This window comes from Cupriavidus sp. FW306-01-F10A (assembly GCF_058782785.1).
The window spans coordinates 16,711-39,908 of the sequence record NZ_JBYSYA010000021.1 but is presented as its reverse complement, the minus strand read 5'-3'; the positions used below and the strand labels follow the sequence as shown (position 1 = coordinate 39,908).

Genomic DNA, 23,198 nt, shown 5'->3' with positions numbered 1-23,198 from the left:
GAGAAACCCGCGCCGATGGACTACCAGTTTGATTTCAGTTTCCTGTCCACGGGGTGGCGGGACTTGCTCGACGGCGTGTGGCTGACCTTGCGCATGTCGGTCGCCACCATCGTGTTCGGCTTCGTGCTGGGCACGGCGCTGGCCGTGGTGCGCACGCAAGGCCCCGCGTGGGCGCGCCGCTGCGTCACGGTGTATGTGGACGTGATCCGCAATACGCCGCTGGTGATCCAGGCCTTCTGGCTCTTCTTCGGGCTGGCGGCGGTGCAGGTGCGGGTGCCGGCCATGGCGGCGGCGGTGGTGGCGCTGGTCGTGAACGTGTCGGCCTATACCACCGAAATCGTGCGCGCCGGCATCGAGTCGGTGCCGCGCGGCCAGCTCGAGGCCGCTTCCTGCCTGGGGCTGTCGCGCTGGCAGATGCTGCGCCTGGTGGTGTTGCCGCAAGCGGTGGAGCGCATGTATCCGGCGCTGATCAGCCAGTTCGTGCTGATGATGCTGGCCACTTCGATCATGTCGCAGATCTCGGCCGAGGAACTCACCGCGGTGGGCTACCGCATCCAGTCGGAGACCTTCCGCGGCTTCGAGATCTACCTGGTGATCGCGCTCGTCTACCTGCTGCTGTCCTGGCTGCTGCGCCTGTCGATGGCAGGCATCGGCGCCCTGGCCTTTACGCGCCGCCGGCGCCTGCAAACCCCTCTCTGAACCGGAGCGCGCCTCATGCACGGAATCTCTTTCGATCAAGTGTTGTTCATCCTGCGCGGCGCCGGCTGGACCTTGCTGCTGGCAGGCATGGGCTTTGCCGGCGGCGCGCTGGTGGGCGTACCGCTGGCGCTGGCGCGCAGCCGCGGCGGGCGCGCGCTGCGCATGCTCACGGGCGCCTACGTCCAGCTGGTACAGGGCGTGCCGCTGCCGGTGATCATGTTCGTGGTGTATTTCGGCATCAGCGTGGGCGGCTTCGAGCTGCCGGCGCTGGTCGCCGCGGGGATCGCGATGACGGCGTATTCCAGCGCCTACCTCGGCGAGATCTGGAAGGGCTGCATCCAGGCCGTGCCGCGCACGCAGTGGGAGGCCGCCGAATGCCTGGCGCTCACGCCGCTGCAGCGGGCGGTGTACGTGATCCTGCCGCAGGCCGCCCGCATTGCCATTGCGCCCACGGTGAGCTTCTTGGTGCAGATCGTGAAGAACTCGTCGTACGCGGTGGTGATCGGCTTCTTCGACCTGACCTATTCGGCGCGGGTGGTCAACAACTCCACCTTCAAGCCCTTCCTGGTGTTCACCATCGCCGCGGCGCTGTATTTCGCCATCTGCTATCCGCTCTCAATGCTCTCGTACCGCCTGGAGCGCCGCTTCAACAAGGCACGCGCCTGAGCCTGACAGCGCCAAAACCCGACAACAAAGGAACGTCATGGAGACAAGCGTGGACGAAGTGGTCCGCTTCGACAAGGTAAGCAAGTCCTTCGGACAAGTGGAAATCCTCAAGGGCGTGAGCTTCTCGGTGCGCCGCGGCGAGGTGGTGGCCCTGATCGGCCGCAGCGGCTCGGGCAAGAGCACGGCCCTGCGCTGCATCAACGGACTGGAGCGCGTGAGCGGCGGGGCCCTGCATGTGTGCGGCCATGCCATGCACGAGGACGCTGTTGACCTGGGCGCGCTGCGCAAGGAAGTCGGCATCGTGTTCCAGAGCTACAACCTGTTCCCGCACCTGACCGTGGCCGAGAACGTCATGCTGGCACCGCGCAAGGTCAAGGGCATGGGGCGCAAGGAAGCGGGCGAACTGGCCCGCCACGTGCTGCGGCAAGTCGGCATGGAAGAGCGCGCCGACTACTACCCGGAACAGCTCTCCGGCGGCCAGCAGCAGCGCGTCGCCATCGCGCGCTCGCTGGCCATGCAGCCGCGCCTGATGTTGTTCGACGAAGTCACTTCCGCGCTCGATCCCGAGCTTACCGGCGAGGTGCTGCGGGTCATTGAAAAACTGGCCGAAGACGGCATGACCATGGTGCTGGTCACGCACGAGATGTCGTTCGCGCGCTCGGTGGCAGACCAGATCATGTTCATGCACCAGGGCATCGTCTGGGAATGCGGCAGCGGCAGGCTGCTTGACGAACCTGCCACGCCGGAACTGCGCCAGTTCGTCAGCAACGGCCTGTAAGCGCGGCGGCGCCCGCGCAGCAAGAACCCGATTCGATATCCAACAATACGGAGGCAACCTCATGAACTATCGCCGCTATCTCTTTGCCCCACTCGCCGCCCTGCTGCTGGCCGGCACCTCCGCCGCCTCGGCCGACACGCTCGACACCATCAAGCAGCGCAAGAAGATCCTGGTGGCGGTCGATATCAGCGCGCCGCCCTACGGCATGCTGGATGCGCAAGCCAGGCAGAGCGGCTCCGACATCGAGACCGCGCGCCTGCTCGCCAAGGACCTGGGCGTCGAACTTGAGATCGTTCCGGTCACGGGCCCCAACCGCGTGCCCTTCCTCCTCACCCGCAAGGCGGACGTGGTGCTGGCCTCCTTTTCCGTGACGGACGCGCGCAAGAAGGTCATCGATTTCTCCGAGCCGTATGGCGTGATCCCCGTGGTGGTGGGCGGCCCGACCAAGGCCCAGGTCAAGTCCTTCGCCGACCTGTCGGGCAAGACCGTCGCGGTCACGCGCGGCACCACCAGCGACCAGGAACTGAGCCGGGGCGCCAAGGCCGTGGCCGCGGTGAATATCGTGCGCTACGAGGATGACGCGACCACCAATACCGCGGTCTCCACCGGCCAGCAGGACTACCTGGCCGCGGCCATCAGCGTGATCCCGGAGGTCAGGCGCAGCAATCCGTCGCGCGACCTGGAGATCAAGTTCGTGATGCAGACCTTTCCCTATGCGATCGGCCTGCGCAAGGGCGATACCGCCCTCAAGGACTGGCTGGACGGCTGGGTCAGGACCAACCTGAAGAACGGCAGGATCAATGACATCTACAAGCGCCATTTCGGCCTGTCGCTGCCGGCCGAGATGCTGAAATAAGGAACGAGGGAGCCCATCGCATGAACGCACCTGCCAACCCCGGCAAGGCAGCACAGCCGCACGCCGCCTTGCACGTGATCCGGCTGCACCCGGAAGACGACGTCGTCATTGCCCGCGACCAGCTCGTGGCAGGCACCACGCTCGACGCAGAAGACGTGACTGTGCTCGGCCTGGTCCCGCCCGGCCACAAGGTGGCAACGCGCGCCATCGGCGCCGGCGAGGCGGTGCGCCGCTACGGGCAGATCATCGGCTTCGCCAGCCAGGACATCCGTCCCGGCCAGCACGTGCACTCCCACAACCTGGCCATGGGCGACTTCACGCGCGACTATGCCTATGGCGCCGATGCGCGCACGCCGGAGCCGGTGGCAGCGCCGGCCACCTTCGCGGGCATCGTGCGGGCCGATGGCCGCGTGGCCACGCGCAACTACATCGGCATCCTGACCTCCGTGAACTGCTCGGCCACGGTGGCGCGCGCCATTGCCGACCACTTCCGCCGCGACATCCATCCCGAGGCGCTGGCCGCCTATCCCAACGTCGACGGCGTGGTGGCGCTCACGCACGGCGTCGGTTGCGCGGTGGACCCGCAGGGGGAAGGGCTGGCGCTGCTGCAGCGCACGCTGGGCGGCTATGCCTGCCATCCCAACTTCGCCAGCGTGCTGGTGATCGGGCTGGGCTGCGAGACCAACCAGATTTCGGCGCTGCTTGCCACCCAGGGGCTGGCCCACGACGACCGCCTGCAGACCTTCACCATCCAGGACAGCGGCGGCACCACCAGGACCATCGCACGCGGCATCGCCATGATCCAGGAGATGCTGCCCGCCGCGAATGCCGTGCAGCGCCAGCCGGTGCCTGCCAGCCACCTGGTGGTGGGCCTGCAGTGCGGCGGCTCCGACGGCTACTCGGGCATCTCGGCGAACCCGGTGCTGGGCGCGGCGGTAGACCTGCTGGTGCGCCACGGCGGCACCGCCATCCTCTCCGAAACGCCCGAAATCTACGGCGCCGAGCACCTGCTCACGCGCCGCGCACAGACACCGGAAATCGGCCGCAAGCTGGTGGCGCGCATCCGCTGGTGGGAGGACTATTGCGCGCGCCACGGTGCCAGCATGGACAACAACCCGTCGGCAGGCAACAAGGCGGGCGGGCTGACCACCGTGCTGGAAAAATCCCTGGGCGGCATCGCCAAGGGCGGCTCGGCCAACCTGGCCGAGGTCTATGAGTACGCGCAGCCGGTGCGCGCGCGCGGCCTGGTGTTCATGGACACGCCGGGCTACGACCCCATCTCCGCGACTGGCCAGGTCGCGGGGGGCGCCAACCTGATCTGCTTCACCACGGGGCGCGGCTCGGCCTACGGCTGTGCGCCCTCGCCCTCGGTCAAGCTGGCGACCAATACCGCGCTGTGGCAACGCCAGTCAGACGACATGGACCTGAACTGCGGCGCCGTGCTGGACGGCAGCGCCACCATTGGCGGGCTCGGTGAGGAACTGTTCCAGCTGATGCTGGACACGGCCTCCGGCAAGCGTTCACGCAGCGAGCTGCACGGCTACGGTCAGAACGAGTTCGTACCCTGGCAGCTGAGCGCGATCACCTGAGGCCCGCCGGCACGCAGCCGGCGACGCGGCGGCCTATCGGGCCGCCGCGCTCCGTCTTGCCCCGCCTCAGTCCAGGCGGCGGCACATGCAGTGCGTCCAGGCGCCGAAGCGGCGTTGAAATTCCCTGGACAATTCCAGCTCGGTCGGCAACTCGTCCACGGATGTCAGCGAGAAGCCATAGCGCGCAAAAAAGGCCGGATGCTCCGTCGTCAGCAGGACGGCCTTGGTGCAACCGTTAGCGCGGGCGCGCATCAACAGGGCCGCAACCAGATGGGTGGCAATTCTTCGGTCCCGAAAATCGGGAAGCACGCCAACGGTCCTGACGACAAAGGTCTGGTCGAATATTTCCCCGCAGGCACAACCAGCTACGATTTCCCCGAATTCAGCGACATGGCACAGACATGCGGCTGGCTTCACATTTTCAACTGACAACCCACATTGCTGCAGCACTTCCGAAATAGCTTGAATATCGGCAATTCCAGCGGCTCGGATACGGACGTCCCTTGGCATCGCCTCTCCTGAATCACTTGATCAACTTCCGCACCCCACAGTGACCATCACGGCACCAGGCAAGGACGCATTAGTAATTTAGCGCATACATAAAAGACAGCCCAATCCGGGTAAACACATGTGCGGCGGCGCCGGCATTATGGGGAGAATAATGCAGCCCAAAACCGGCGGAAAACGCAATGGGATAATTTTCGCGAGAGATCTCGCACAGGAATAATGCACAACTTGCGATTTGCGCCAAATGTCGGATTGCCGCGCGCCTGGAAAATCGCGGCGATATTCTCGATGCAGAATCCCCAAAGAAAAAAGCCGCGTAATCAGAATTACGCGGCTTTTTTCTTTGGGAGCGGGAGCGCTTCAGCGGCGGCGCATGTAGAACACAAACACCTTGTCCACTTCCGAGTGCGACAGCAGCTCATTGCCGGTCTGCTTGGCAAAGGCCTGGAAATCGCGCGTGGCGCCGGGATCGGTGGCCAGCACCTTGAGCACATCGCCGCTGGCCATGTCGGCCAGGGCCTTCTTGGTGCGCAGGATCGGCAGCGGGCAGTTCAGGCCGCGCGCATCCACTTCTTTCTGGAACTCCATTCGTCTCTTCCTTCGATTCTGGGGGCTGGGCGGCTGGCCGGAGGCCAGCCTCACCAACGGTATTGTAGCGAACCCCCGACCAGGCTGAAGTCGTGCGGGCGGCGCGGGTCCGGAATGTCGGCGCCGGTCTGGCGGTCGAAGAAGCGCACCGGATAGCCGCGCGCGGCCAGCCAGTCGGCCACCGCGAAGCCGGTGCCGGCCGACCAGACACGCACATCCTCCGGCGCCACCAGCTTGTAGTCGGCCAGCTCCTCGGACAGCGCCACGGTGCCGGTCGCCTTGACGTGGTAGGCGATGATCAGCTCGTTCTTGCGCATGAACTCGTAGACGCCGATCAGCGACACCGACTCGGTATCGAGGTTGGTCTCTTCCTTCAGTTCGCGCGCCACGCCCAGCTCGGGCGGCTCGTCGCGCTCCAGGAAGCCCGTCACCAGCGCGAACATGGTCTCCGGCCAGGCGGCATTGCGCGCCAGCAGCAGCTTGTCCTGGTACTCCACCACCGCCGCCAGCACCGGCAGCGGGTTGTTCCAGTGCACGAAGCCGCATTCCTGCTGCACGCAGGCGTGGCGTTCGCGCCCGGACAGCGGCAGCACCTCAAGCGGCGCGCCGCACTGCGGGCAGAATCGGTATTGCATTTGGGGGCTCCTGAAGGGTCTCGTCGTTATAGGTATGGGTGCCGGTCAGGCGCCGCAAGCCGCCCGCATGTCGGCGGCCAGCGCCTCGACCGTCTGCGGCTGCAGGTCCCATGAACACATGAAACGGCAGCCGCCGGCGCCGATAAAGGTATAGAAGCGCCAGCCCCTGGCGCGCAGCGCCTCGATCGCGGGCAGCGGCAGCTCGGCGAACACGGCGTTGGACTGCGTCGGGAACATGATGCGAACGCCCGGAATATCGCTGATGCGCTGCTGCAGCAGTTGCGCCATCGCATTGGCATGGCGCGCGTTGGCGAGCCATACGTCGTTCTCGAGCAAACCCAGCCACGGCGCGGAGATAAAGCGCATCTTCGACGCCAGCTGCCCGGCCTGCTTGACGCGGTAGGCAAAGTCCTCGGCCAGGCGGCGGTCGAAGAACACCACCGCCTCGCCCACCGGCAGGCCGTTCTTGGTGCCGCCGAAGCACAGCACGTCGACGCCGGCGCGCCAGGTGATCTCGGACGGATGCACGCCCAGCGACGCCACCGCGTTGGCAAAGCGCGCGCCGTCCATGTGCACGCGCAGCTGGCGGCGCTTGGCGATGGCAGCGATCGCGCGCACCTCTTCCACGCTGTAGACGGTGCCGACTTCGGTCGACTGCGTCAGCGACACCACCTTGGGCTTGGGGTAATGGATATCGGAGCGGCGCGTCACCAGCGCCTCGACCGCGTCGGGCGTGAGCTTGCCGTCGGCGCCGGGCGCGGTCAGCAGCTTGGAGCCGTTGGAGAAGAACTCCGGGCCGCCGCATTCGTCGGTCTCGATATGCGCCAGCTCGTGGCAGATCACCGAGTGGTATGACTGGCACAGCGCCGACAGCGCCAGCGAGTTGGCCGCCGTGCCGTTGAACACGAAGAACACTTCGCAGTCGGTCTGGAACAGGTCGCGGATACGGTCGCAGACCTTCTGCGTCCAGGTATCGTCGCCGTAGGCCTGCTCATGGCCGCTGGCGTTGGCTTCCAGGAAATACTTGAGCGATTCCGGGCAGAAGCCGGCGTAGTTGTCAGAGGCGAAGTGCTGCATGGTGGTCAGTGTGGGGCTGAATGGAGCCTTACTTCTTGTCGGCCCACAGCTCGCCGCCGGTGGCCCAGTTCTCGCGCTTGATGTCGGTGATGATGATGTCGACGGCCGAGGCCGAGCAGCCCAGGGTCTCGCAGCTGACGCGGGTCACTTCTTCGACAAACTTGCGCTTCTGCTCGATGGTACGGCCTTCAAACATTTCGACGTGGAAAGTCGGCATGCAATGCTCCTTTGATGTATGTGGTTGAGTCGCGGCGGGAAATCGATCCCGCTCAGTCCCGGTATGAAGGATCGATTCTATCCAGTTTGCGCAGCAGCGCGGGCCACTCCATCACGCCTTCGACGGCGCCATTGTCGTAGAGCTGCTCCGAGGTCTTGTCCGCCACGGCCGCGCCGGGCTGCACCAGCGCACCGCCCGCCTGGGCGGCAATCTGGATCTCGCAGGCCTTGATCAGCGTCGCCATCAGCACATAGGCCTCGGCCACGGTGCGGCCCACCGTCAGCGTGCCGTGGTTGCGCAACAGCATGGCCGGATGCGCACCCAGCGATGCGGTCAGCCGCGCGCCCTCGGCCGGGGTGAAGGCCAGGCCTTCGTAGTCGTGGTAGGCCATGCGGCCGTGGAAGCGCATCGCATGCTGCGACAGCGGCAGCAGCCCCTCGGCCTGCGCCGATACGGCAATGCCGGCGGTGTTATGCAGGTGCATCACGCACATCGCGTCGGCGCGCGCCGCATGCACCGCGGCGTGCAGCGCAAAGCCGGTCACATTGACCGGATGCACGGTCGCGCCGACGACCTCGCCGCGGCCGTTGATCTTGACCAGGTCGCTGGCGCGGATCTCGTCGAAGGCAAAGCCGAAGGGGTTGATCAGGAAGTGATCGGGCTCGCCCGGCACCGTGGCGGAGATATGGGTGTAGATCAGGTCGTCCCAGCCCTCGCGCGCGGCCAGGCGGTAGGCGGCGGCCAGGTCGACGCGCACGCGCTGTTCTTCGGCGGAAACGGGCTGGATGGGGGCACCCGCGGCGCGCGCGGGCTGCAAGGCAAAAGACATGGGGTCGCTCCTGCGCCGCCCGGTCTCGCGTGCCGGGTACAGCCCCGGCCTTCTGTGCCGCGCCACGGGCTGCACGCCAGGCGCGGCAGCCGCTCGCGTGGCGCGCCAGGCGGCAAAGGCAATACTTTAGCGCACCTTGCCGATCAGCTCCGGGCAGCCGCGAGCGGCCAGGCGCGGCACATCCAGGCGAACACCAGCGCGCCGAGCAGCAGCGCCGCCGCCGCGCACGCCAGCGAGCCGGCAAAGCCGCCGGTGCGCGCGACCAGCGCGGTCGCCAGCGGCGGCCCGGCGATCTGGCCCAGGCCGTAGGATGCCGTCATCAGGCCCATCAGCCGCGCCGCTTGCGGTCCCCACAGACGCCGCGCCTCGCGCATCGCAAACGCCACCAGCGCGGTGAACGGCAGCCCCGCCAGCAGGCTGCTGAGGGCAAAGCCGGCCACGGTCGGGAACACCACCGCGATCGCCACGCCCAGCGCCTGCATGCCGTACAGCAGCGTCAGCAGCTTGCGGTTGTCGTGCGCCATGCCGACCCGCGTGACCAGGAACGCGCCCACCGTCACGCCCGCGCCGAAGATCGGCCAGAACAGGTCGGCCCAGACCGTGCCGGGCAGCGCCTCGCGCGCAATCACCGGCAGGAAGGTCGCGGTGATGATGTAGCCGAAGCCGGCCAGGCCGTAGGCAAAGGTCAGCGCCCAGGTCTGGGCATCGAGCCGCGCGGCGCCGGTGTCGGCTGCCGCCGGGGATGCCGCCGCCGTCGCCGTCATCGGCACGGCCGGCTGCGCGACGAAGATCCGCCAGACCGCCGCCGCCAGCACCACCGCCAGCGCCGTGAACGCGAGCCAGCCATAGTCCGCATGCCAGCCCGCGCCGACCATGCCGGATGCACCCAGCCCGGTGACCACGATGCCCAGCCCCGGCCCGCAGAAGATCAGCCCGGCGAGTTCCGGCTTGCCCAGTTCCGCCAGCCGCTGCAGGCACCAGCCCGCGGTGTAGACCATCACCACCGCGCTGGCCACGCCCGCGGCGGCGCGCCACAGCGACCATGCCGGCATGCCGCCCGGCAGGGCCATGCCCAGCGTCAGCAGCACGGTTGCGGCCAGGCCCCAGCGCACCATGCGCACCACGTCGGGCCGGATGAACATGCACACTGCGGCGCCGGCGAAGTAGCCGATGTAGTTGACCGTGGCCAGCCAGCCGCCCTGATCCAGCGTGACGGTGCCGTCATGCAGCATCATCGGCAGCAGCGGCGTAAAGGCAAAGCGGCCGATGCCCATCACCACCGCCAGCGACACCAGGCCGGCCATGGCCACCGCCACCGCGCCGGCTTCGCGCCGTGCCGACGCCCGGGTGGCCACGCGCGCAGCGGCGGGGTGTTCAGGGTCGAGGCTGTGGGGGTTCGGCATGGCTGGGGCTGGCGGAGCAGCGGTTGCATTGCGATGCCTGTATGCTACGCTGGCTTCAGCATCCCCAAAAATGAATTATCAAGATGCCATGCATCTTGATAAGAGATGGATAGCCTCAGGAGTTCCGCATGGACCTTGCCGCCCTCGAGATCTTCCGCGCCGTCGTCGAAGCCGGCGGCATCACCCGTGCGGCCGAGCGGCTGCACCGGGTGCAGTCCAATGTCACCACGCGCATCCGCCAGTTGGAGCAGTCGCTCGGGGTCGACCTGTTCGTGCGCGACGGCCGGCGCATGGTGCTGACGCCTTCCGGTCAGACCCTGTTCGACTATGCCTGCCGCATCCTCAGCATGACCGAAGAGGCACGCCAGGCGGTACTGCCGGCGCGGCCGCACGGCCGGCTGCGCATTGCCTCGATGGAGAGCACCGCCGCCAGCCGCCTGCCCAATGTGCTGGCCGCGTACCACCAGGCCTGGCCCGCGGTGCAGCTGGAGCTGGTGACGCTGGCCACGCGCCAGGCGCTGGATGCGCTGGCGAGCTTCGAAGTCGAATGCGCCTTTGTCGCCGAGCCGCTGACCGACCCGGCACTGAGCGCCGTCCCGGTGTTCGAGGAAGAGCTGGTGGTGATCACGCGCGCCCGCCATCGCCCGGTGCGCACCGCGGCCGACCTGGAGGTGCCGACGCTGCTGGCGTTCGAGCCCGGCTGCAACTACCGCGCCCGGCTCGAGAACTGGTATGTGATCGGCGATGCGCCGACGCCGCGCGTGCTGCAACTGAGCTCGTACCATGCCATCGTCGCCTGCGTCGCGGCCGGCATCGGTGCGGCGATCGTGCCGCGCTCGGTGCTGGGGCTGTACCGCGACCTGCCCGCCATCCGCCAGCACAGCCTGGGCGCGGCCGGCCGCGTGCGCACGCTGCTGGCCTGGCATCCGTCCATGGCCAGCGCGGCCTTGCATGCGCTGATCGACACCCTCACCGCCCACTCACCCGGCCCCTCGGCCAGGCCTGACCTGGCGGCGGCCTGAGCGCCCGGCGCGCGGGCCCGAGGCAGCCCGCGTGCAAGATGTGCCCGGTGGCCTACACTTGAAGTGGCGCCATCACGGCACCTTGCGTGCCCCGCCCCTCTCATGAAACCTGCCACCGCGCTGCTGCGGGCCCTTCGGCCGATGTCCGGCCGGCTGCTGGCCGGCCTGGCGCTGGCGTGCGGCGCCGTTGCCCTCGCCGGCCCAGCTGCCCGTGCGGCGCCGCCCTCCGGCGCCTCGGCGCCCGCCGCCACCGTCACGACCACGGCAACCGCGCCGGTCTACGTGATTCCGCTCAAGGGTGCGGTCAGCCCCGCCAGCGCCAGCTTTATCCTGCGCAGCATGGAGCGCGCGCGCGAGGGCGGCGCCCAGCTGGTGGTGCTGGAAATGGACACCCCGGGCGGGCTGGACGCGTCGATGCGCGAGATCATCCAGGCCATCCTGGCCTCGCCGATACCGGTGGCCAGCTACGTCTATCCCGGCGGCGCGCGCGCGGCCAGTGCCGGCACCTACATCCTCTACGCCAGCCATATCGCGGCGATGGCGCCGGGCACCAACCTGGGCGCGGCCACCCCGGTGCAGGTCGGCATCGGCGGGCCGCAGAAGCCAGAGGCCCTGCCCGGCGCCAAGCCCGCCTCCGCCCCCGCCAGCGAGCCAGCGCGGGCCGACGCGATGGAACGCAAGCAAATGCACGATGCCTCGGCCTATATCCGCGGCCTGGCCCAACTGCGCGGACGCAATGCCGAGTGGGCCGAACGCGCGGTGCGCGAGTCGGTCAGCCTGTCGGCCGACGAGGCGCTGGCCCAGCGCGTGGTCGACCTGGTCGCCCCCGACCTGCCCGCGCTGTTGCGCCAGGTTGAAGGCCGCACGATCACCGCTGCCGGCGGCAAGGCCGGCGTGCTGCACACCGCCAATGCGCCGGTGGTGACGCTGGAACCCGACTGGCGCAACCGCTTCCTGGCCGTGATCACCGAGCCCAGCGTGGCGCTGCTGCTGCTGATGATCGGCATCTACGGCCTGATCTTCGAATTCTCCACGCCGGGCATGGTGGTGCCCGGCATTGCCGGCGCGATCTGCCTGCTGGTGGCGCTGTTCGCGCTGCACATGCTGCCCGTGAACTACGCCGGGCTGGCGCTGGTGGCGCTGGGCATCGGCTGCATGGTGGCGGAGCTGTTCCTGCCGACCTTCGGCGCGCTGGGCGTGGGCGGCATCATCGCCTTCGCCTTTGGCGCGGTGATGCTGATCGACACCGACGTGCCGGGCTTCGGCGTGCCGCTGCCGATGGTGGCGGCGATGTCGGCGCTGTCAGCGATTTTCGTGTTCGGCATGTCGGCGATGCTGGTGCGCTCGCGCAAGCGCCCGGTGGTCAGCGGTGCCGACACCCTGGTCGGCGCCCGCGGCGAAATGCTGGACGACCTGCGCGAGGAAGGCTGGGCCACGGTGCGCGGCGAGACCTGGCGCGTGCACAGCGCCAGCTCCTTGCCGCGCGGCACGCCGGTGGTCGTCACCGCGCGCAAGGGCCTGGTGCTTGAGGTGATCGCCGCCGGCAACGCCCCGCTTGTCCCGACCACTCCACCCCAACCGACGCCAGACAAGGGAGCCTGACCATGGCCTACGGATTCAGCTTCGGCGGTTTGATCTTCCTGCTGGCACTGCTGGTGATCACCTCGTTCCGCGTGCTGCGCGAATACGAACGCGGCGTGGTGTTCATGCTCGGACGCTTCTGGCGGGTCAAGGGCCCGGGCCTGGTGCTGCTGATCCCCGCCGTGCAGCAGATGGTCAGGGTAGACCTGCGCACGGTGGTGATGGACGTGCCGCCGCAGGACGTGATTTCGCGCGACAACGTCTCGGTGAAGGTCAATGCGGTGGTGTACTTCCGCGTGGTCGATCCGGAACGCGCCATCATCCAGGTGGCGAACTTCCTGGAAGCCACCAGCCAGCTGGCGCAGACCACGCTGCGCTCGGTGCTGGGCAAGCACGAGCTGGACGAGATGCTGGCCGAGCGCGAGAAGCTCAACCTCGACATCCAGCAGGCGCTGGACGCCCAGACCGACGGCTGGGGCATCAAGGTGTCGAACGTCGAGATCAAGCATGTCGACCTGAACGAAACCATGATCCGCGCGATTGCGCGGCAGGCCGAGGCCGAACGCGAGCGGCGCGCCAAGGTGATCCATGCCGAGGGCGAACTGCAGGCTTCGGTGAAGCTGCTGGAAGCGGCCCAGATGCTGGCGCGCGAGCCGCAGGCCATGCAACTGCGCTACCTGCAGACGCTGACACAGATTGCAGGGGACAAGAGTTCCACCATCGTCTTCCCGCTGCCGATCGACATTTTCAACCGGCTCGCCGGCAAGCCGCCCGGCGACGAGCGCCCATAGAAAATGGCGCCGAAGCGCCATTAGCAGTTGCCGGGCCTGAGGGGGTTGCCCCCCTCAGCCGCTCACACCTTGCCCGCCACCCACTCGCTGACACCAGCCAGCGCCTGCGGCAGCTTGGCCGGCTCGGTGCCGCCAGCCTGGGCCATGTCGGGACGGCCACCACCCTTGCCGCCCACCTGCTGCGCGACAAAGTTGACCAGCTCGCCGGCCTTGACCTTGCCCGTGGCATCGGCGGTGACACCGGCGATCAGGCTGACCTTGCCGTCGGACACCGCACCCAGCACGATGGCCGCGCTCTTCAGCTTGTCCTTGAGCTTGTCCATGGTCTCGCGCAGGGTCTTGACGTCGGCGCCGTCCAGTTGCGCGGCCAGCACCTTCAGGCCCTTGATGTCGACCGCCTGCGCGGCCAGCTCGTCGCCCTGCGAGGCGGCCAGCTTGCTCTTCAGGCGTTCCAGCTCCTTCTCCAGCGCGCGCACCTGGTCCTGCACCTGGCCGATGCGCGGCACCAGCTCCGACGGCTGGGCCTTCAGCACGGCAGCGGCTTCGTTCAGCCTGGCGTCCAGGCCCTGGAGGTAGTGCAGCGCGTTGTCGCCGGTAATGGCTTCCACGCGGCGGATGCCGGCGGCAACGCCGCCTTCCACCACGATCTTGAACAGGCCGATATCGCCGGTGCGGTGCACGTGGGTGCCGCCGCACAGTTCCTTCGAGGTGCCGATCGACAGCACGCGCACGTCGTCGGCGTACTTCTCGCCGAACAGTGCCATCGCGCCGCTCTTGACGGCGTCGTCGAACGGCATGATTTCGGCATGCGTGTCGTCGTTGCGCAGGATCTCGGCGTTGACGATCTCTTCCACGCGGCGGATCTGCTCGTCGGTCAGCGCCGCGTTGTGCGAGAAGTCGAAGCGGGTCTTGTCCGCATCCACCAGCGAGCCCTTCTGCTGCACGTGGCTGCCCAGCACTTCACGCAGGGCCTTGTGCATCAGGTGGGTGGCCGAGTGGTTGCGCACGGTGCGCGCACGGCGCTGCGCGTCGACCTGGGCCGACACGGCATCGCCCACCTTCAGCGCGCCGCCTTCCAGCGTGCCCTGGTGGCCGAACACGTCGGCCTGGATCTTGGTGGTGTCAGCCACGGCGAAGACGGCATTGCCTGCCTTCAGCACGCCCTGGTCGCCGGCCTGGCCGCCGGATTCGGCGTAGAACGGGGTGTTGTCGAGCACCACCACGCCAGTCTGGCCCGGCTGCATGGTGTCGACCGCGGCACCGTCCACGTACAAGGCGGTAACCTTGGCCTGCGGCAGTTCCAGCTTGTCGTAGCCGTGGAACACGGTCTTGTCGCCGGTGTACTCCAGGCCGGCGGCCATCTTGAACTTGCCCGCGGCGCGGGCCTGCTCGCGCTGGCGGTTCATGGCCGCGTCGAAGGCGGCCTCGTCCACGCCGATTTCCTGCTCGCGGCACACGTCCTGCGTCAGGTCCAGCGGGAAGCCGAAAGTGTCGTGCAGCTTGAACGCCAGTTCGCCGTCCAGCGTCTTGCCGCCCTTGAGCTTCAGGTCGGCCAGCGCGGCGTCAAGGATCGACATGCCGTTCTCGATGGTCTCGAAGAAGCGCTCTTCCTCGGCCTTCAGCACTTCGGTCACGCGCGACTGGGCTTCGGCCAGTTCGGGATAAGCCTGGCCCATCTGCTCGACCAGATCGGCCACCATCTTGTGGAAGAACGGGGTCTTCTGGCCCAGCTTGTAGCCGTGGCGGATGGCGCGGCGGATGATCCGGCGCAGCACGTAGCCGCGGCCTTCGTTGCCGGGGATCACGCCGTCGACGATCAGAAACGAGCACGCGCGGATATGGTCGGCGATGACCTTCAGCGAGTTCTGGTTCAGGTTGTCGATATGGGTTTCACGCGCGGCGGCCTTGATCAGCGCCTGGAACAGGTCGATCTCATAGTTGCTGTGCACGTGCTGCAGCACCGCGGCAATGCGCTCCAGGCCCATGCCGGTGTCCACGCACGGCTTGGGCAGCGGCGTCATATTGCCCTGCTCGTCGCGGTTGAACTGCATGAACACCAGGTTCCACACCTCGATGTAGCGGTCGCCGTCTTCCTCGGGCGATCCCGGGGGGCCGCCCCAAACGTCCGGGCCGTGGTCGTAGAAGATCTCCGAGCACGGGCCGCACGGGCCGGTGTCGGCCATCTGCCAGAAGTTGTCCGACGCATAGCGCGCGCCCTTGTTGTCGCCGATGCGCACGATGCGCTCGGCCGGCACGCCCACTTCCTTGGCCCAGATGTCGTAGGCCTCGTCATCTTCCGCGTAGACCGTCACCCACAGCTTCTCGGCCGGCAGCTGGTAGGTCTTGGTCAGCAGTTCCCACGCGTACAGGATGGCATCGCGCTTGAAGTAGTCGCCAAACGAGAAGTTGCCCAGCATCTCGAAGAACGTATGGTGGCGCGCGGTGTAGCCCACGTTCTCGAGGTCATTGTGCTTGCCGCCGGCGCGCACCGAGCGCTGCGCCGAGGTGGCGCGGGTGTACGGGCGCTTGTCGGTGCCCAGGAACACGTCCTTGAACTGCACCATGCCGGAGTTGGTGAACAGCAGCGTCGGGTCGTTCGCCGGCACCAGGCTGGACGAGCGGACCACGGTATGGCCCTTCGATTCGAAGAACTGCAGGAACTTGCTGCGAATGTCTGAGACTTTCATGGGATGGCGGACGCTTACCCTGGCGTGGCCGGGCGCGACGAATCAGTATTGGATTTGCAAACCGTTGATTATACGGGCAAGGCAGCTTGCCGGGCACGTCAGGCATGGCGCCGGGGAGCCGGCCGGCTATCGCCCAAATCCCATCGCCACAAGCGCCTTATAAGTCACTCGAAGCCACACCGGCGATTTGCCGGTGGTACATTGCAGGCAACCCGTGCCGGCCCCTGTTTCCAGGGGCGCGCCCGCCCCCCCTCGCCGTTGCGACCGATCCCCCGCCTTACCCACTGCATTGACTACCGCCATGGGAGCTTTAAGCCATCTCCGCGTCCTCGACCTGACCCGCGTCCTTGCCGGGCCATGGTGCGCCCAGAACCTTGCCGATTTCGGCGCCGACGTGATCAAGATCGAGCGCCCCGGCGCCGGCGACGATACCCGCACCTGGGGCCCGCCCTGGCTCAAGGACGAGGACGGCCGCGACACCGCCGAGGCCGCCTACTACCTGGCCGCCAACCGCAACAAGCGCTCGGTGACGTGCGACATCAGCACGCCGCAAGGCCAGCAGATCGTGCGCGAGCTGGCGGCGCAGAGCGACGTGGTGCTGGAGAACTACAAGGTCGGCCAGCTCAGGAAGTACGGCCTGGACTATGAGTCGCTCAGGCAGGTCAAGCCCGACCTGATCTACTGCTCGGTCACCGGCTTCGGCCAGACCGGCCCGTACGCCGCGCGCCCGGGCTATGACTTCATCATCCAGGGCATGGGCGGCTTCATGAGCCTGACCGGCGAGCGCGACGACCTGCCCGGCGGCGGCCCGCAGAAGGCCGGCGTGGCCATTTCCGACCTGATGACCGGCCAGTACGCCACCATCGCCGTGCTGGCGGCGCTGGCGCACCGCGACCGCACCGGCGAGGGCCAGTACATCGACATGGCACTGCTGGACGTGCAGGTGGCGATGCTGGCCAACATGAACACCAACTACCTGGCCAGCGGCCAGGCGCCGCGCCGCTGGGGCAATGCGCACCCCAATATCGTCCCCTACCAGACCTTCCAGGCCGCCGATGGCTGGATCATCGTGGCGGTGGGCAACGACGGGCAGTTCCGCAAGTTCGTCACCGACGGCGGCAAGCCCGAGTTGGCCGACGACCCGCGCTTTGCCACCAACCCGCAGCGCGTGGCCAACCGCGACGTGCTGGTGCCGATCCTGGCCGAGATGGTGCGCCCGCGCACCCGCGCCCAGTGGATCCGCGACCTGGAGGCCGCCGGCGTGCCGTGCGGCCCGATCAACACCCTCGACGACGTGTTCGAGGACGACCAGGTCAAGGCGCGCGGCCTGCGCGTGGACCTGCCCCACCCCAGCGCCGGCGAGGTCAAGCTGGTGGGCAGCCCGATCAAGATGAGCGCCACGCCGCCGCAGGCGCTGCGCCACCCGCCGCTGCTGGGCGAGCACACCGACACGGTGCTGGCTGACACGCTGGGCTACAGCCCTGAGCAGATCGAAGCACTGCGTGCAAAGGGTGTGCTGTAAGATTCTCCTCCTGCCGGCGGGCGGCCCTGGTGCCCCCGCCGGTGCCTTCCCGAAGCAATTCAGTCCCACTGAAGCAAAGGCAAAGGAGAATCCATGCTGACCGACGCCATACTGTCCTTCCTGCATTTCCTTGCGATCTTCGTCCTGATCACCCTGATGGCCGCCGAGGCCGTGGTGCTGCGCCCGGAAATCACGCCGGCCGCGGTGCGGCGCCTGTCGCTGTACGACCTGTTCTATTTCCTGTCGGCGATGGTGGTGCTGGGCACCGGCCTGCTGCGCCTGTTCTACGGTGCCAAGGGCGCCGACTTCTACCTGCACAACCCGTGGTTCCATGCCAAGGTGGGCGTGTTCGTGCTGATCGCGCTGTGCTCGCTGCCGCCGACCTTCGCCATTGCGCGCTGGCGCAAGCAGGCGCGCCGGCTGCCGGATTACGTGCCGCCGCCGTCCGAGTTGAAAGCCGCCCGCCGCTGGGTGATGATCGAAGCCCACCTGGTGATCCTGCTGCCGCTGTGCGCGGTCATGATGGCGCGGGGCATCGGCGCCAGATAAGAATCCCAATCCCCTGAAGTCCGAGACATGCTGAAGAAACTGCTTGCCGCCGCGCTGACCGCGGCCCTGCTGCCCGCCGCCGCCGTGGCGGCCACCAATGCCTACCCGACCAAGCCGGTCCGCTTCGTGGTGCCCTACCCCGCCGGCGGCCCGCTCGACACCGTCGCGCGCGCCATCGGCGAGAAGCTGCGCGACAGCCTGGGCCAGCCGGTGGTGGTCGAGAACAAGCCCGGCGCCGGCGGCAACCTGGGCGCGGACTACGTCGCCAAGCAGCCGGCCGACGGCTACACCATCGTCATGGGCGCGGTGGCCACGCACGCCATCAACCCGACGCTGTTCAGCAAGATGCCGTACGACCCGGTGAAAGACTTCGCGCCGATCACGCTGGTGGCCGACGTCCCCAACGTGCTGGTGATGCACCCGGGCAAGGCCGCCGACCTGCACATCAACAACGTGCGCGACCTGGTCGCGTACGCGCGCAAGAATCCGGGCAAGCTGGACTACGCCTCGGGCGGCAACGGCAGCGCCGGCCACCTGTCGGGCGAGCTGTTCAAGAGCATGGCGAAGGTCAGCATGGTCCATATCCCCTACAACGGCGCCGCACCGGCGCAGTTGTCGGTGCTGTCGGGCCAGACCGACCTGATCTTCGACAACCTGGCTTCGGCCTCGGCCAATATCAAGGCGGGCAAGCTGAAGGCCTTTGCGGTCACCACCGCCAGCCGCGCCGCGGCCTTCCCGGAACTGCCGACCATTGCGGAAGCCGGCAAGGGGCTGGGCCTGGAAGGCTTCGACATCTCGACGTGGTTCGGCGTGTTCGCGCCGGCCAACACCCCGCGCGAGATCGTCGAGCGGCTTAACCATGAGATCGTGGCAATCCTGAAGACCGACGAGATGAAGGCACGCCTGGCCCGCATCGGCGCACAGCCGGCACCGACCACGCCCGAGCAGTTCGCGGCGCGGATCCAGCGCGAGCTGAAGAAATACGCGCAGATCGTGAAGGTATCCGGGGCGAAGGTGGATTGAAGACAAGGCGGCCATGGCCGCCTTTTTTGTCATTACTCCGCCTCGGCACCCTCCCCGCTCCGCTCTGCCCCGTCCTTGCGCCGGCGCGGCCATAGCCGCCCGCCCGAATCCCCGTCCAGCCGCGGCAGCAGCAACCCCACCTGCAGGATCTGCGCGCCTTCCATGCGCGTCACCGTCAGCGGCAGGCCAGCGATCGCGACGCTGTCGCCCTCCACCGGCGGCGAGGTGAAGGCACGCTGCATCGCAGTTTCCAGCGTCAGCGGCTCCTCGTCCGGGGTCAGCGCGCGCGTGCCGTACAGCGCCGCGACGTCGCGCAGCAGCGCATCGCCCGACAACAGGAAATCATGCGAGGCCTGCTCCCAGGTGGGCGCGCGGCCCAGCGCCTGGAACAGCGCGGACAGCATCGGCAGGGTCGTCACCGGCGCCAGCACCGAGACGCTGTCGCCGGCGCGCAGCACGGTCTGGTCCAGCGCCGCCAGCGCATCGTCGCGCGCCACCGTCAGCAGCCGGCAGCGCGGCGGCAGCTCCAGCTGGTCGGCGCGCACGTTCTCCACTGGCGCGTTGGGCCCTACTTCGAACTGCATCACCTCCAGGATCGGCGCGCGCGTGCCGCGCAGGCGCGACCGCGCCAGCGGCTCGGGGTAGCCGGGGCGCCGCACACGCGCCAGGCGCGCGGCCACCGACACCGTGGTGCCCTGGAACAGCAGGCTGGCCAGCACCACGGCAAAGGCGATGCGGAACAGCAGCCCCGCTTGCGGCACCTCGCGCAGCAGCGGAAACAGCGCCAGCACGATCGGCACCGCACCGCGCAGGCCCATCCAGGCGATAAAGCCAGTCTCGCGCGCATTGAAGCGGAACGGCAGCAGCGCCAGCCACACCGCCACCGGCCGCGCCACCAGCATCAGGAAGGCCGCCACCGCCACCGCCGGGCCGGCCACCTCCCAGATCCGGTGCGGCGACACCAGCAGGCCCAGCAGCAGGAACATGGCCGACTGCGCCAGCCAGGCCATGCCGTCCATGGCGCGCATGGTGTCCGACGTCACCGCGCGCTCGCGGTTACCGATCAGCATGCCGGTCAGGTACACCGCCAGGAAACCGCTGCCGCCGGCGCTCTGCACCAGCGCGAACACCATGGCGCCGCCCGAGCACAGCAGGATCGCCTGCAGCCCTTCGGCCACGCGGATGCGCTCCAGCACGCGGGCCAGGCAATAGCCGAGCGCCAGGCCGAGCACGCCGCCCACGCCGAACTGCACCAGCAGCCGCGTGACCAGGCCCAGCGGCGTCAGGCCGTCAGGCGCGGTCAGCCATTCGATCAGCGTCAGGGTCAGGAAGATCGCCATCGGGTCGTTGATGCCGGACTCGATCTCGAGCACGCTCGCCACCCGCTCCTTCAGCCGGATGCCGCTGCTATTGAGCATCGAGAACACCGCGGCGGCGTCGGTCGAGCCGACGATGGCGCCAAGCAGCAGCCCGAGCCGCCAGTCGATGCCCAGCAGCCACGCGGCGAACACGCCGACCAGCGCTGCCGTCACCAGCACCCCCACGGTCGCCAGCGACAGCGAAGGTTTCAGCGCCACCCGGAAGGTGGCAAAGCGCGTGCGCAGCCCGCCATCGAGCAGGATCACCGCCAGCGCCAGGTTGCCGACCAGGAAGCTGAGCCAGGTATCGGAGAAACGGATGCCGCCCGGCCCGTCCACGCCGGCCAGCATGCCCACGGCCAGGAAGACCAGCAGGAACGGCACGCCCAGGCGTGCCGAGAAAGCCCCCAGCACGATGCCCAGCGACATCACGACGGCGCCGATCAGAATGATGTGGTCAATGCTCTCCAAACCGCTCCTCGCGTTGCGTAGTGGTTCCTTGCGGAACCTTTCAAACCTTTCAGCGGCGGGTAGCGCCGCGCGGCGCAAGACCGCCCCGGATAATAGCGCAGCGACTGGGGCTTCTGCCCGCCAGGCCGCTCCCAGCTTGGCTTGGCGGCACTTTTAAGCGCTCTTTCACTAGGGGATACCCTCAGCATGACCCTGTTTGCAGACATCTGAAAGGTAGCTGAAAGGTCGCCCCCTTAACTTCCACCCTGCCCGTAGGAGGGCGCCCGCAAACTGCCGCATTGATGCAATGCAACAAAGGCAGCGGAAGGGAACCCTCCTGAGATTTCAAGCAGTCTTATCGAGGAGATTCACTTTGCGCATACGTAGCCAAAAGGACTTCGCCTCCGGCCTGATGTTCATCCTGGTCGGATTCGGCTTTTCCTGGGTCGCGCGCGGTTATTCCATGGGAACCGCCGCAAAAATGGGACCGGGATACTTCCCGTTCTGGCTCGGCATCGTGCTCGCCCTGCTGGGCGTGCTGGTGCTGTGGGGCTCGTTGTCTTCCAAGTCGGAAGAAGACAACCTGGCCCGCTGGGACATCAAGACGCTCTTGTGGATCCTCGGTTCGGTGGTGCTGTTCGGCCTGCTGCTCAAGCCGCTGGGCATGGTGCTGTCGGTGCTGGTGCTGGTGCTGGTGTCGTCGATGGCCAGCCATGAATTCAGCTGGAAGGGTGCCATCCTCAACGCCATCATCCTGGTGCTGATCAGCCTGGGCGCGTTCGTCTACGGCATCAACCTGCAGATGCCGGTGTGGCCGGCTTTCCTGGCAAGCTAAGGAGGCCGCCAACATGGAACTTCTAACCAACCTGGGTCTGGGCTTCTCCACCGCCCTGACCTTCCAGAACCTCGCGTACGCCTTCCTGGGCTGCGTGCTGGGCACCCTGATCGGCGTGCTGCCGGGCCTGGGGCCGCTGGCCACCATCGCCATGCTGCTGCCGGTGACCTACACGCTGCCCCCGGTGGCCGCGCTGATCATGCTGGCCGGTATCTACTACGGCGCCCAGTACGGCGGCTCGACCACCGCCATCCTGGTGAACCTGCCTGGTGAATCGTCCTCGGTGGTAACAACCATCGACGGCTACCAGATGGCAAGGCGAGGACGAGCGGGGGTGGCGCTGGCCACAGCCGGGCTGGGCTCGTTCTTCGCCGGCTGCGTCGCCACCATGATCCTGGCCGCCTTTGCCGCGCCGCTGTCGGAACTGGCGTTCAAGTTCGGCCCCGCCGAATACTTCTCGCTGATGGTGCTGGGCCTGATCGGCGCCGTGGTGCTGGCTTCGGGTTCGCTGGTCAAGGCCATCGCCATGATCGTGCTGGGCCTGCTGCTGGGCCTGGTCGGCACCGACGTGAACTCGGGCGCGGCGCGCTTCTCGTTCGACGTGCCGGAACTGACCGACGGCCTGAACTTCGTCTCGGTGGCAATGGGTATCTTCGGCTTTGCTGAAATCATCGCCAACCTGGAGCAGAAGGAACACCGCGAGACCTTCACCGACCACATCACCAACCTGTTCCCGACCAAGGAAGACTTCAAGCGCATGATCCCGGCGGTGCTGCGTGGCACGCTGCTGGGCTCGGCACTGGGCATCCTGCCGGGCGGCGGTGCATCGCTGGCTTCGTTTGCTGCCTACTCGCTGGAGAAGAAGACCTCCAAGTATCCGCAGGAATTCGGCAAGGGTGCGATCGAAGGCGTGGCGGGACCGGAATCGGCCAACAACGCGGCTTCGCAGACCTCCTTCATCCCGCTGCTGACGCTGGGCATTCCGCCCAACGCGGTGATGGCGCTGATGGTGGGTGCGATGACCATCCACAACATCCAGCCCGGCCCGCAGGTGATGACCAGCAACCCGGCGCTGTTCTGGGGCCTGATCGCCTCGATGTGGATCGGCAACCTGATGCTGATCGTGCTGAACCTGCCGCTGATCGGTATCTGGGTGAAGCTGCTGAAGGTGCCTTACCGCTACCTGTACCCGGCCATCCTGACGTTCTGCTGCATCGGCGTGTACTCGGTCCAGAACACCACCTTCGACGTGTTCCAGACCGCGGCCTTCGGCGTGGTGGGCTACCTGTTCATCAAGCTCAAGTGCGAACCCGCGCCGCTGCTGCTCGGCTTCGTGCTGGGGCCGATGATGGAAGAGAACTTCCGCCGCTCGCTGCTGCTGTCGCGTGGTGACTTCAGCGTGTTCGTGACGCGCCCGCTGTCGCTGGGCCTGCTGATCGCCGCTGCCGTGCTGGTGCTGATCGTGGCGATGCCGTCGATCAAGGCCAAGCGCGAGGAAGCGTTCCAGGAAGAATAAGCAGGGAATATCGCCGGCCC

22 protein-coding genes are annotated in these 23,198 nt (G+C 67.5%); 13 read left to right on the top strand and 9 right to left on the bottom strand.

Annotated elements, in window-relative coordinates; translation table 11 throughout:
• Positions 1 to 15: 15 nt before the first annotated feature.
• The 5 genes from AC3WLF_RS24540 (at position 16) to AC3WLF_RS24520 (ending at position 4,588) form a co-directional block, all read left to right on the top strand.
• Complete coding sequence (locus tag AC3WLF_RS24540; protein ID WP_010813663.1) at positions 16 to 699, top strand: amino acid ABC transporter permease; 684 nt, start codon at positions 16 to 18, stop codon at positions 697 to 699.
• 15 nt (positions 700 to 714) lie between these two features.
• On the top strand, positions 715 to 1,365 hold the full coding sequence (locus AC3WLF_RS24535) for an amino acid ABC transporter permease (RefSeq protein ID WP_492318733.1): 651 nt from the start codon (positions 715 to 717) through the stop codon (positions 1,363 to 1,365).
• Positions 1,366 to 1,414: 49 nt separating this feature from the next.
• Positions 1,415 to 2,143, top strand: coding sequence for an amino acid ABC transporter ATP-binding protein (locus AC3WLF_RS24530; RefSeq protein ID WP_269446640.1), 729 nt, complete (start codon positions 1,415 to 1,417; stop codon positions 2,141 to 2,143).
• A gap of 61 nt (positions 2,144 to 2,204) precedes the next feature.
• Positions 2,205 to 2,999 (top strand): transporter substrate-binding domain-containing protein, encoded by a 795-nt coding sequence (locus AC3WLF_RS24525; protein WP_492351546.1) that lies wholly within the window; start codon positions 2,205 to 2,207, stop codon positions 2,997 to 2,999.
• Between the two features lie 20 nt (positions 3,000 to 3,019).
• Positions 3,020 to 4,588 carry a UxaA family hydrolase gene (locus AC3WLF_RS24520; protein WP_492358948.1) on the top strand — a complete coding sequence of 523 codons (1,569 nt, stop codon included), beginning with the start codon at positions 3,020 to 3,022 and terminating at the stop codon, positions 4,586 to 4,588.
• A gap of 66 nt (positions 4,589 to 4,654) precedes the next feature.
• On the opposite strand, the gene AC3WLF_RS24515 is transcribed toward AC3WLF_RS24520, so the two are convergent.
• The 7 genes from AC3WLF_RS24515 to AC3WLF_RS24485 form a co-directional block, all read right to left on the bottom strand.
• Positions 4,655 to 5,098 carry a GNAT family N-acetyltransferase gene (locus AC3WLF_RS24515; RefSeq protein WP_492358947.1) on the bottom strand — a complete coding sequence of 148 codons (444 nt, stop codon included), beginning with the start codon at positions 5,096 to 5,098 and terminating at the stop codon, positions 4,655 to 4,657.
• A 357-nt stretch (positions 5,099 to 5,455) separates the two neighbouring features.
• A complete protein-coding gene (locus tag AC3WLF_RS24510) occupies positions 5,456 to 5,683 on the bottom strand; it encodes a sulfurtransferase TusA family protein (RefSeq protein WP_010813669.1) in 228 nt (75 codons plus the stop codon).
• Positions 5,684 to 5,733: 50 nt separating this feature from the next.
• Positions 5,734 to 6,318, bottom strand: a complete 585-nt coding sequence (locus AC3WLF_RS24505; protein ID WP_010813670.1) for an NUDIX domain-containing protein — start codon at positions 6,316 to 6,318, stop codon at positions 5,734 to 5,736.
• A 45-nt stretch (positions 6,319 to 6,363) separates the two neighbouring features.
• A complete protein-coding gene (locus tag AC3WLF_RS24500; RefSeq protein WP_058696664.1) occupies positions 6,364 to 7,395 on the bottom strand; it encodes a threonine aldolase family protein in 1,032 nt (343 codons plus the stop codon).
• A 28-nt stretch (positions 7,396 to 7,423) separates the two neighbouring features.
• Positions 7,424 to 7,612 carry a 4-oxalocrotonate tautomerase gene (locus tag AC3WLF_RS24495; protein WP_010813672.1) on the bottom strand — a complete coding sequence of 63 codons (189 nt, stop codon included), beginning with the start codon at positions 7,610 to 7,612 and terminating at the stop codon, positions 7,424 to 7,426.
• A gap of 52 nt (positions 7,613 to 7,664) precedes the next feature.
• Positions 7,665 to 8,441 carry a class II aldolase/adducin family protein gene (locus tag AC3WLF_RS24490; RefSeq protein WP_492318739.1) on the bottom strand — a complete coding sequence of 259 codons (777 nt, stop codon included), beginning with the start codon at positions 8,439 to 8,441 and terminating at the stop codon, positions 7,665 to 7,667.
• Between the two features lie 143 nt (positions 8,442 to 8,584).
• Positions 8,585 to 9,844 carry a YbfB/YjiJ family MFS transporter gene (locus tag AC3WLF_RS24485; protein ID WP_492358946.1) on the bottom strand — a complete coding sequence of 420 codons (1,260 nt, stop codon included), beginning with the start codon at positions 9,842 to 9,844 and terminating at the stop codon, positions 8,585 to 8,587.
• A gap of 128 nt (positions 9,845 to 9,972) precedes the next feature.
• Here AC3WLF_RS24485 and AC3WLF_RS24480 point away from each other — a divergent pair, with 128 nt between their 5' ends.
• The 3 genes from AC3WLF_RS24480 to AC3WLF_RS24470 all read left to right on the top strand — a co-directional run bounded on the left by AC3WLF_RS24480 (position 9,973) and on the right by AC3WLF_RS24470 (position 13,238).
• Complete coding sequence (locus AC3WLF_RS24480; RefSeq protein WP_492358945.1) at positions 9,973 to 10,866, top strand: LysR family transcriptional regulator; 894 nt, start codon at positions 9,973 to 9,975, stop codon at positions 10,864 to 10,866.
• A gap of 102 nt (positions 10,867 to 10,968) precedes the next feature.
• Positions 10,969 to 12,468: an NfeD family protein gene (locus AC3WLF_RS24475; protein ID WP_492356987.1), complete on the top strand. Its 1,500-nt coding sequence runs from the start codon at positions 10,969 to 10,971 to the stop codon at positions 12,466 to 12,468.
• Positions 12,469 to 12,470: 2 nt separating this feature from the next.
• Complete coding sequence (locus AC3WLF_RS24470; protein WP_492318742.1) at positions 12,471 to 13,238, top strand: slipin family protein; 768 nt, start codon at positions 12,471 to 12,473, stop codon at positions 13,236 to 13,238.
• Positions 13,239 to 13,300: 62 nt separating this feature from the next.
• On the opposite strand, the gene alaS is transcribed toward AC3WLF_RS24470, so the two are convergent.
• Complete coding sequence (alaS, locus tag AC3WLF_RS24465; protein WP_492356985.1) at positions 13,301 to 15,925, bottom strand: alanine--tRNA ligase; 2,625 nt, start codon at positions 15,923 to 15,925, stop codon at positions 13,301 to 13,303.
• Between the two features lie 301 nt (positions 15,926 to 16,226).
• Between alaS and AC3WLF_RS24460 the strand changes: the two genes are divergently transcribed.
• The 3 genes from AC3WLF_RS24460 to AC3WLF_RS24450 all read left to right on the top strand — a co-directional run bounded on the left by AC3WLF_RS24460 (position 16,227) and on the right by AC3WLF_RS24450 (position 19,019).
• Complete coding sequence (locus tag AC3WLF_RS24460; RefSeq protein ID WP_492318744.1) at positions 16,227 to 17,447, top strand: CaiB/BaiF CoA transferase family protein; 1,221 nt, start codon at positions 16,227 to 16,229, stop codon at positions 17,445 to 17,447.
• A gap of 93 nt (positions 17,448 to 17,540) precedes the next feature.
• Complete coding sequence (locus AC3WLF_RS24455; protein ID WP_011615824.1) at positions 17,541 to 17,996, top strand: DUF2214 family protein; 456 nt, start codon at positions 17,541 to 17,543, stop codon at positions 17,994 to 17,996.
• A gap of 27 nt (positions 17,997 to 18,023) precedes the next feature.
• Complete coding sequence (locus AC3WLF_RS24450; protein WP_492351540.1) at positions 18,024 to 19,019, top strand: Bug family tripartite tricarboxylate transporter substrate binding protein; 996 nt, start codon at positions 18,024 to 18,026, stop codon at positions 19,017 to 19,019.
• A gap of 32 nt (positions 19,020 to 19,051) precedes the next feature.
• Here AC3WLF_RS24450 and AC3WLF_RS24445 read toward each other — a convergent pair whose 3' ends face one another.
• On the bottom strand, positions 19,052 to 20,848 hold the full coding sequence (locus AC3WLF_RS24445) for a potassium/proton antiporter (protein ID WP_492318745.1): 1,797 nt from the start codon (positions 20,846 to 20,848) through the stop codon (positions 19,052 to 19,054).
• A gap of 352 nt (positions 20,849 to 21,200) precedes the next feature.
• Between AC3WLF_RS24445 and AC3WLF_RS24440 the strand changes: the two genes are divergently transcribed.
• Positions 21,201 to 21,662 carry a tripartite tricarboxylate transporter TctB family protein gene (locus AC3WLF_RS24440; RefSeq protein ID WP_010813683.1) on the top strand — a complete coding sequence of 154 codons (462 nt, stop codon included), beginning with the start codon at positions 21,201 to 21,203 and terminating at the stop codon, positions 21,660 to 21,662.
• Between the two features lie 13 nt (positions 21,663 to 21,675).
• Positions 21,676 to 23,178 (top strand): tripartite tricarboxylate transporter permease, encoded by a 1,503-nt coding sequence (locus AC3WLF_RS24435; protein ID WP_492318746.1) that lies wholly within the window; start codon positions 21,676 to 21,678, stop codon positions 23,176 to 23,178.
• The last annotated feature ends 20 nt before the right edge of the window (positions 23,179 to 23,198 follow it).

Coding starts and splice junctions, on each gene's coding strand:
- AC3WLF_RS24540 (WP_010813663.1), top strand. CDS start 16: ATGGACTACCAGTTTGATTTCAGTTTCCTGTCCACGGGGTGGCGGGAC.
- AC3WLF_RS24535 (WP_492318733.1), top strand. CDS start 715: ATGCACGGAATCTCTTTCGATCAAGTGTTGTTCATCCTGCGCGGCGCC.
- AC3WLF_RS24525 (WP_492351546.1), top strand. CDS start 2,205: ATGAACTATCGCCGCTATCTCTTTGCCCCACTCGCCGCCCTGCTGCTG.
- AC3WLF_RS24520 (WP_492358948.1), top strand. CDS start 3,020: ATGAACGCACCTGCCAACCCCGGCAAGGCAGCACAGCCGCACGCCGCC.
- AC3WLF_RS24515 (WP_492358947.1), bottom strand. CDS start 5,098: ATGCCAAGGGACGTCCGTATCCGAGCCGCTGGAATTGCCGATATTCAA.
- AC3WLF_RS24510 (WP_010813669.1), bottom strand. CDS start 5,683: ATGGAGTTCCAGAAAGAAGTGGATGCGCGCGGCCTGAACTGCCCGCTG.
- AC3WLF_RS24505 (WP_010813670.1), bottom strand. CDS start 6,318: ATGCAATACCGATTCTGCCCGCAGTGCGGCGCGCCGCTTGAGGTGCTG.
- AC3WLF_RS24500 (WP_058696664.1), bottom strand. CDS start 7,395: ATGCAGCACTTCGCCTCTGACAACTACGCCGGCTTCTGCCCGGAATCG.
- AC3WLF_RS24495 (WP_010813672.1), bottom strand. CDS start 7,612: ATGCCGACTTTCCACGTCGAAATGTTTGAAGGCCGTACCATCGAGCAG.
- AC3WLF_RS24490 (WP_492318739.1), bottom strand. CDS start 8,441: ATGTCTTTTGCCTTGCAGCCCGCGCGCGCCGCGGGTGCCCCCATCCAG.
- AC3WLF_RS24485 (WP_492358946.1), bottom strand. CDS start 9,844: ATGCCGAACCCCCACAGCCTCGACCCTGAACACCCCGCCGCTGCGCGC.
- AC3WLF_RS24480 (WP_492358945.1), top strand. CDS start 9,973: ATGGACCTTGCCGCCCTCGAGATCTTCCGCGCCGTCGTCGAAGCCGGC.
- AC3WLF_RS24475 (WP_492356987.1), top strand. CDS start 10,969: ATGAAACCTGCCACCGCGCTGCTGCGGGCCCTTCGGCCGATGTCCGGC.
- AC3WLF_RS24470 (WP_492318742.1), top strand. CDS start 12,471: ATGGCCTACGGATTCAGCTTCGGCGGTTTGATCTTCCTGCTGGCACTG.
- alaS (WP_492356985.1), bottom strand. CDS start 15,925: ATGAAAGTCTCAGACATTCGCAGCAAGTTCCTGCAGTTCTTCGAATCG.
- AC3WLF_RS24460 (WP_492318744.1), top strand. CDS start 16,227: ATGGGAGCTTTAAGCCATCTCCGCGTCCTCGACCTGACCCGCGTCCTT.
- AC3WLF_RS24455 (WP_011615824.1), top strand. CDS start 17,541: ATGCTGACCGACGCCATACTGTCCTTCCTGCATTTCCTTGCGATCTTC.
- AC3WLF_RS24450 (WP_492351540.1), top strand. CDS start 18,024: ATGCTGAAGAAACTGCTTGCCGCCGCGCTGACCGCGGCCCTGCTGCCC.
- AC3WLF_RS24435 (WP_492318746.1), top strand. CDS start 21,676: ATGGAACTTCTAACCAACCTGGGTCTGGGCTTCTCCACCGCCCTGACC.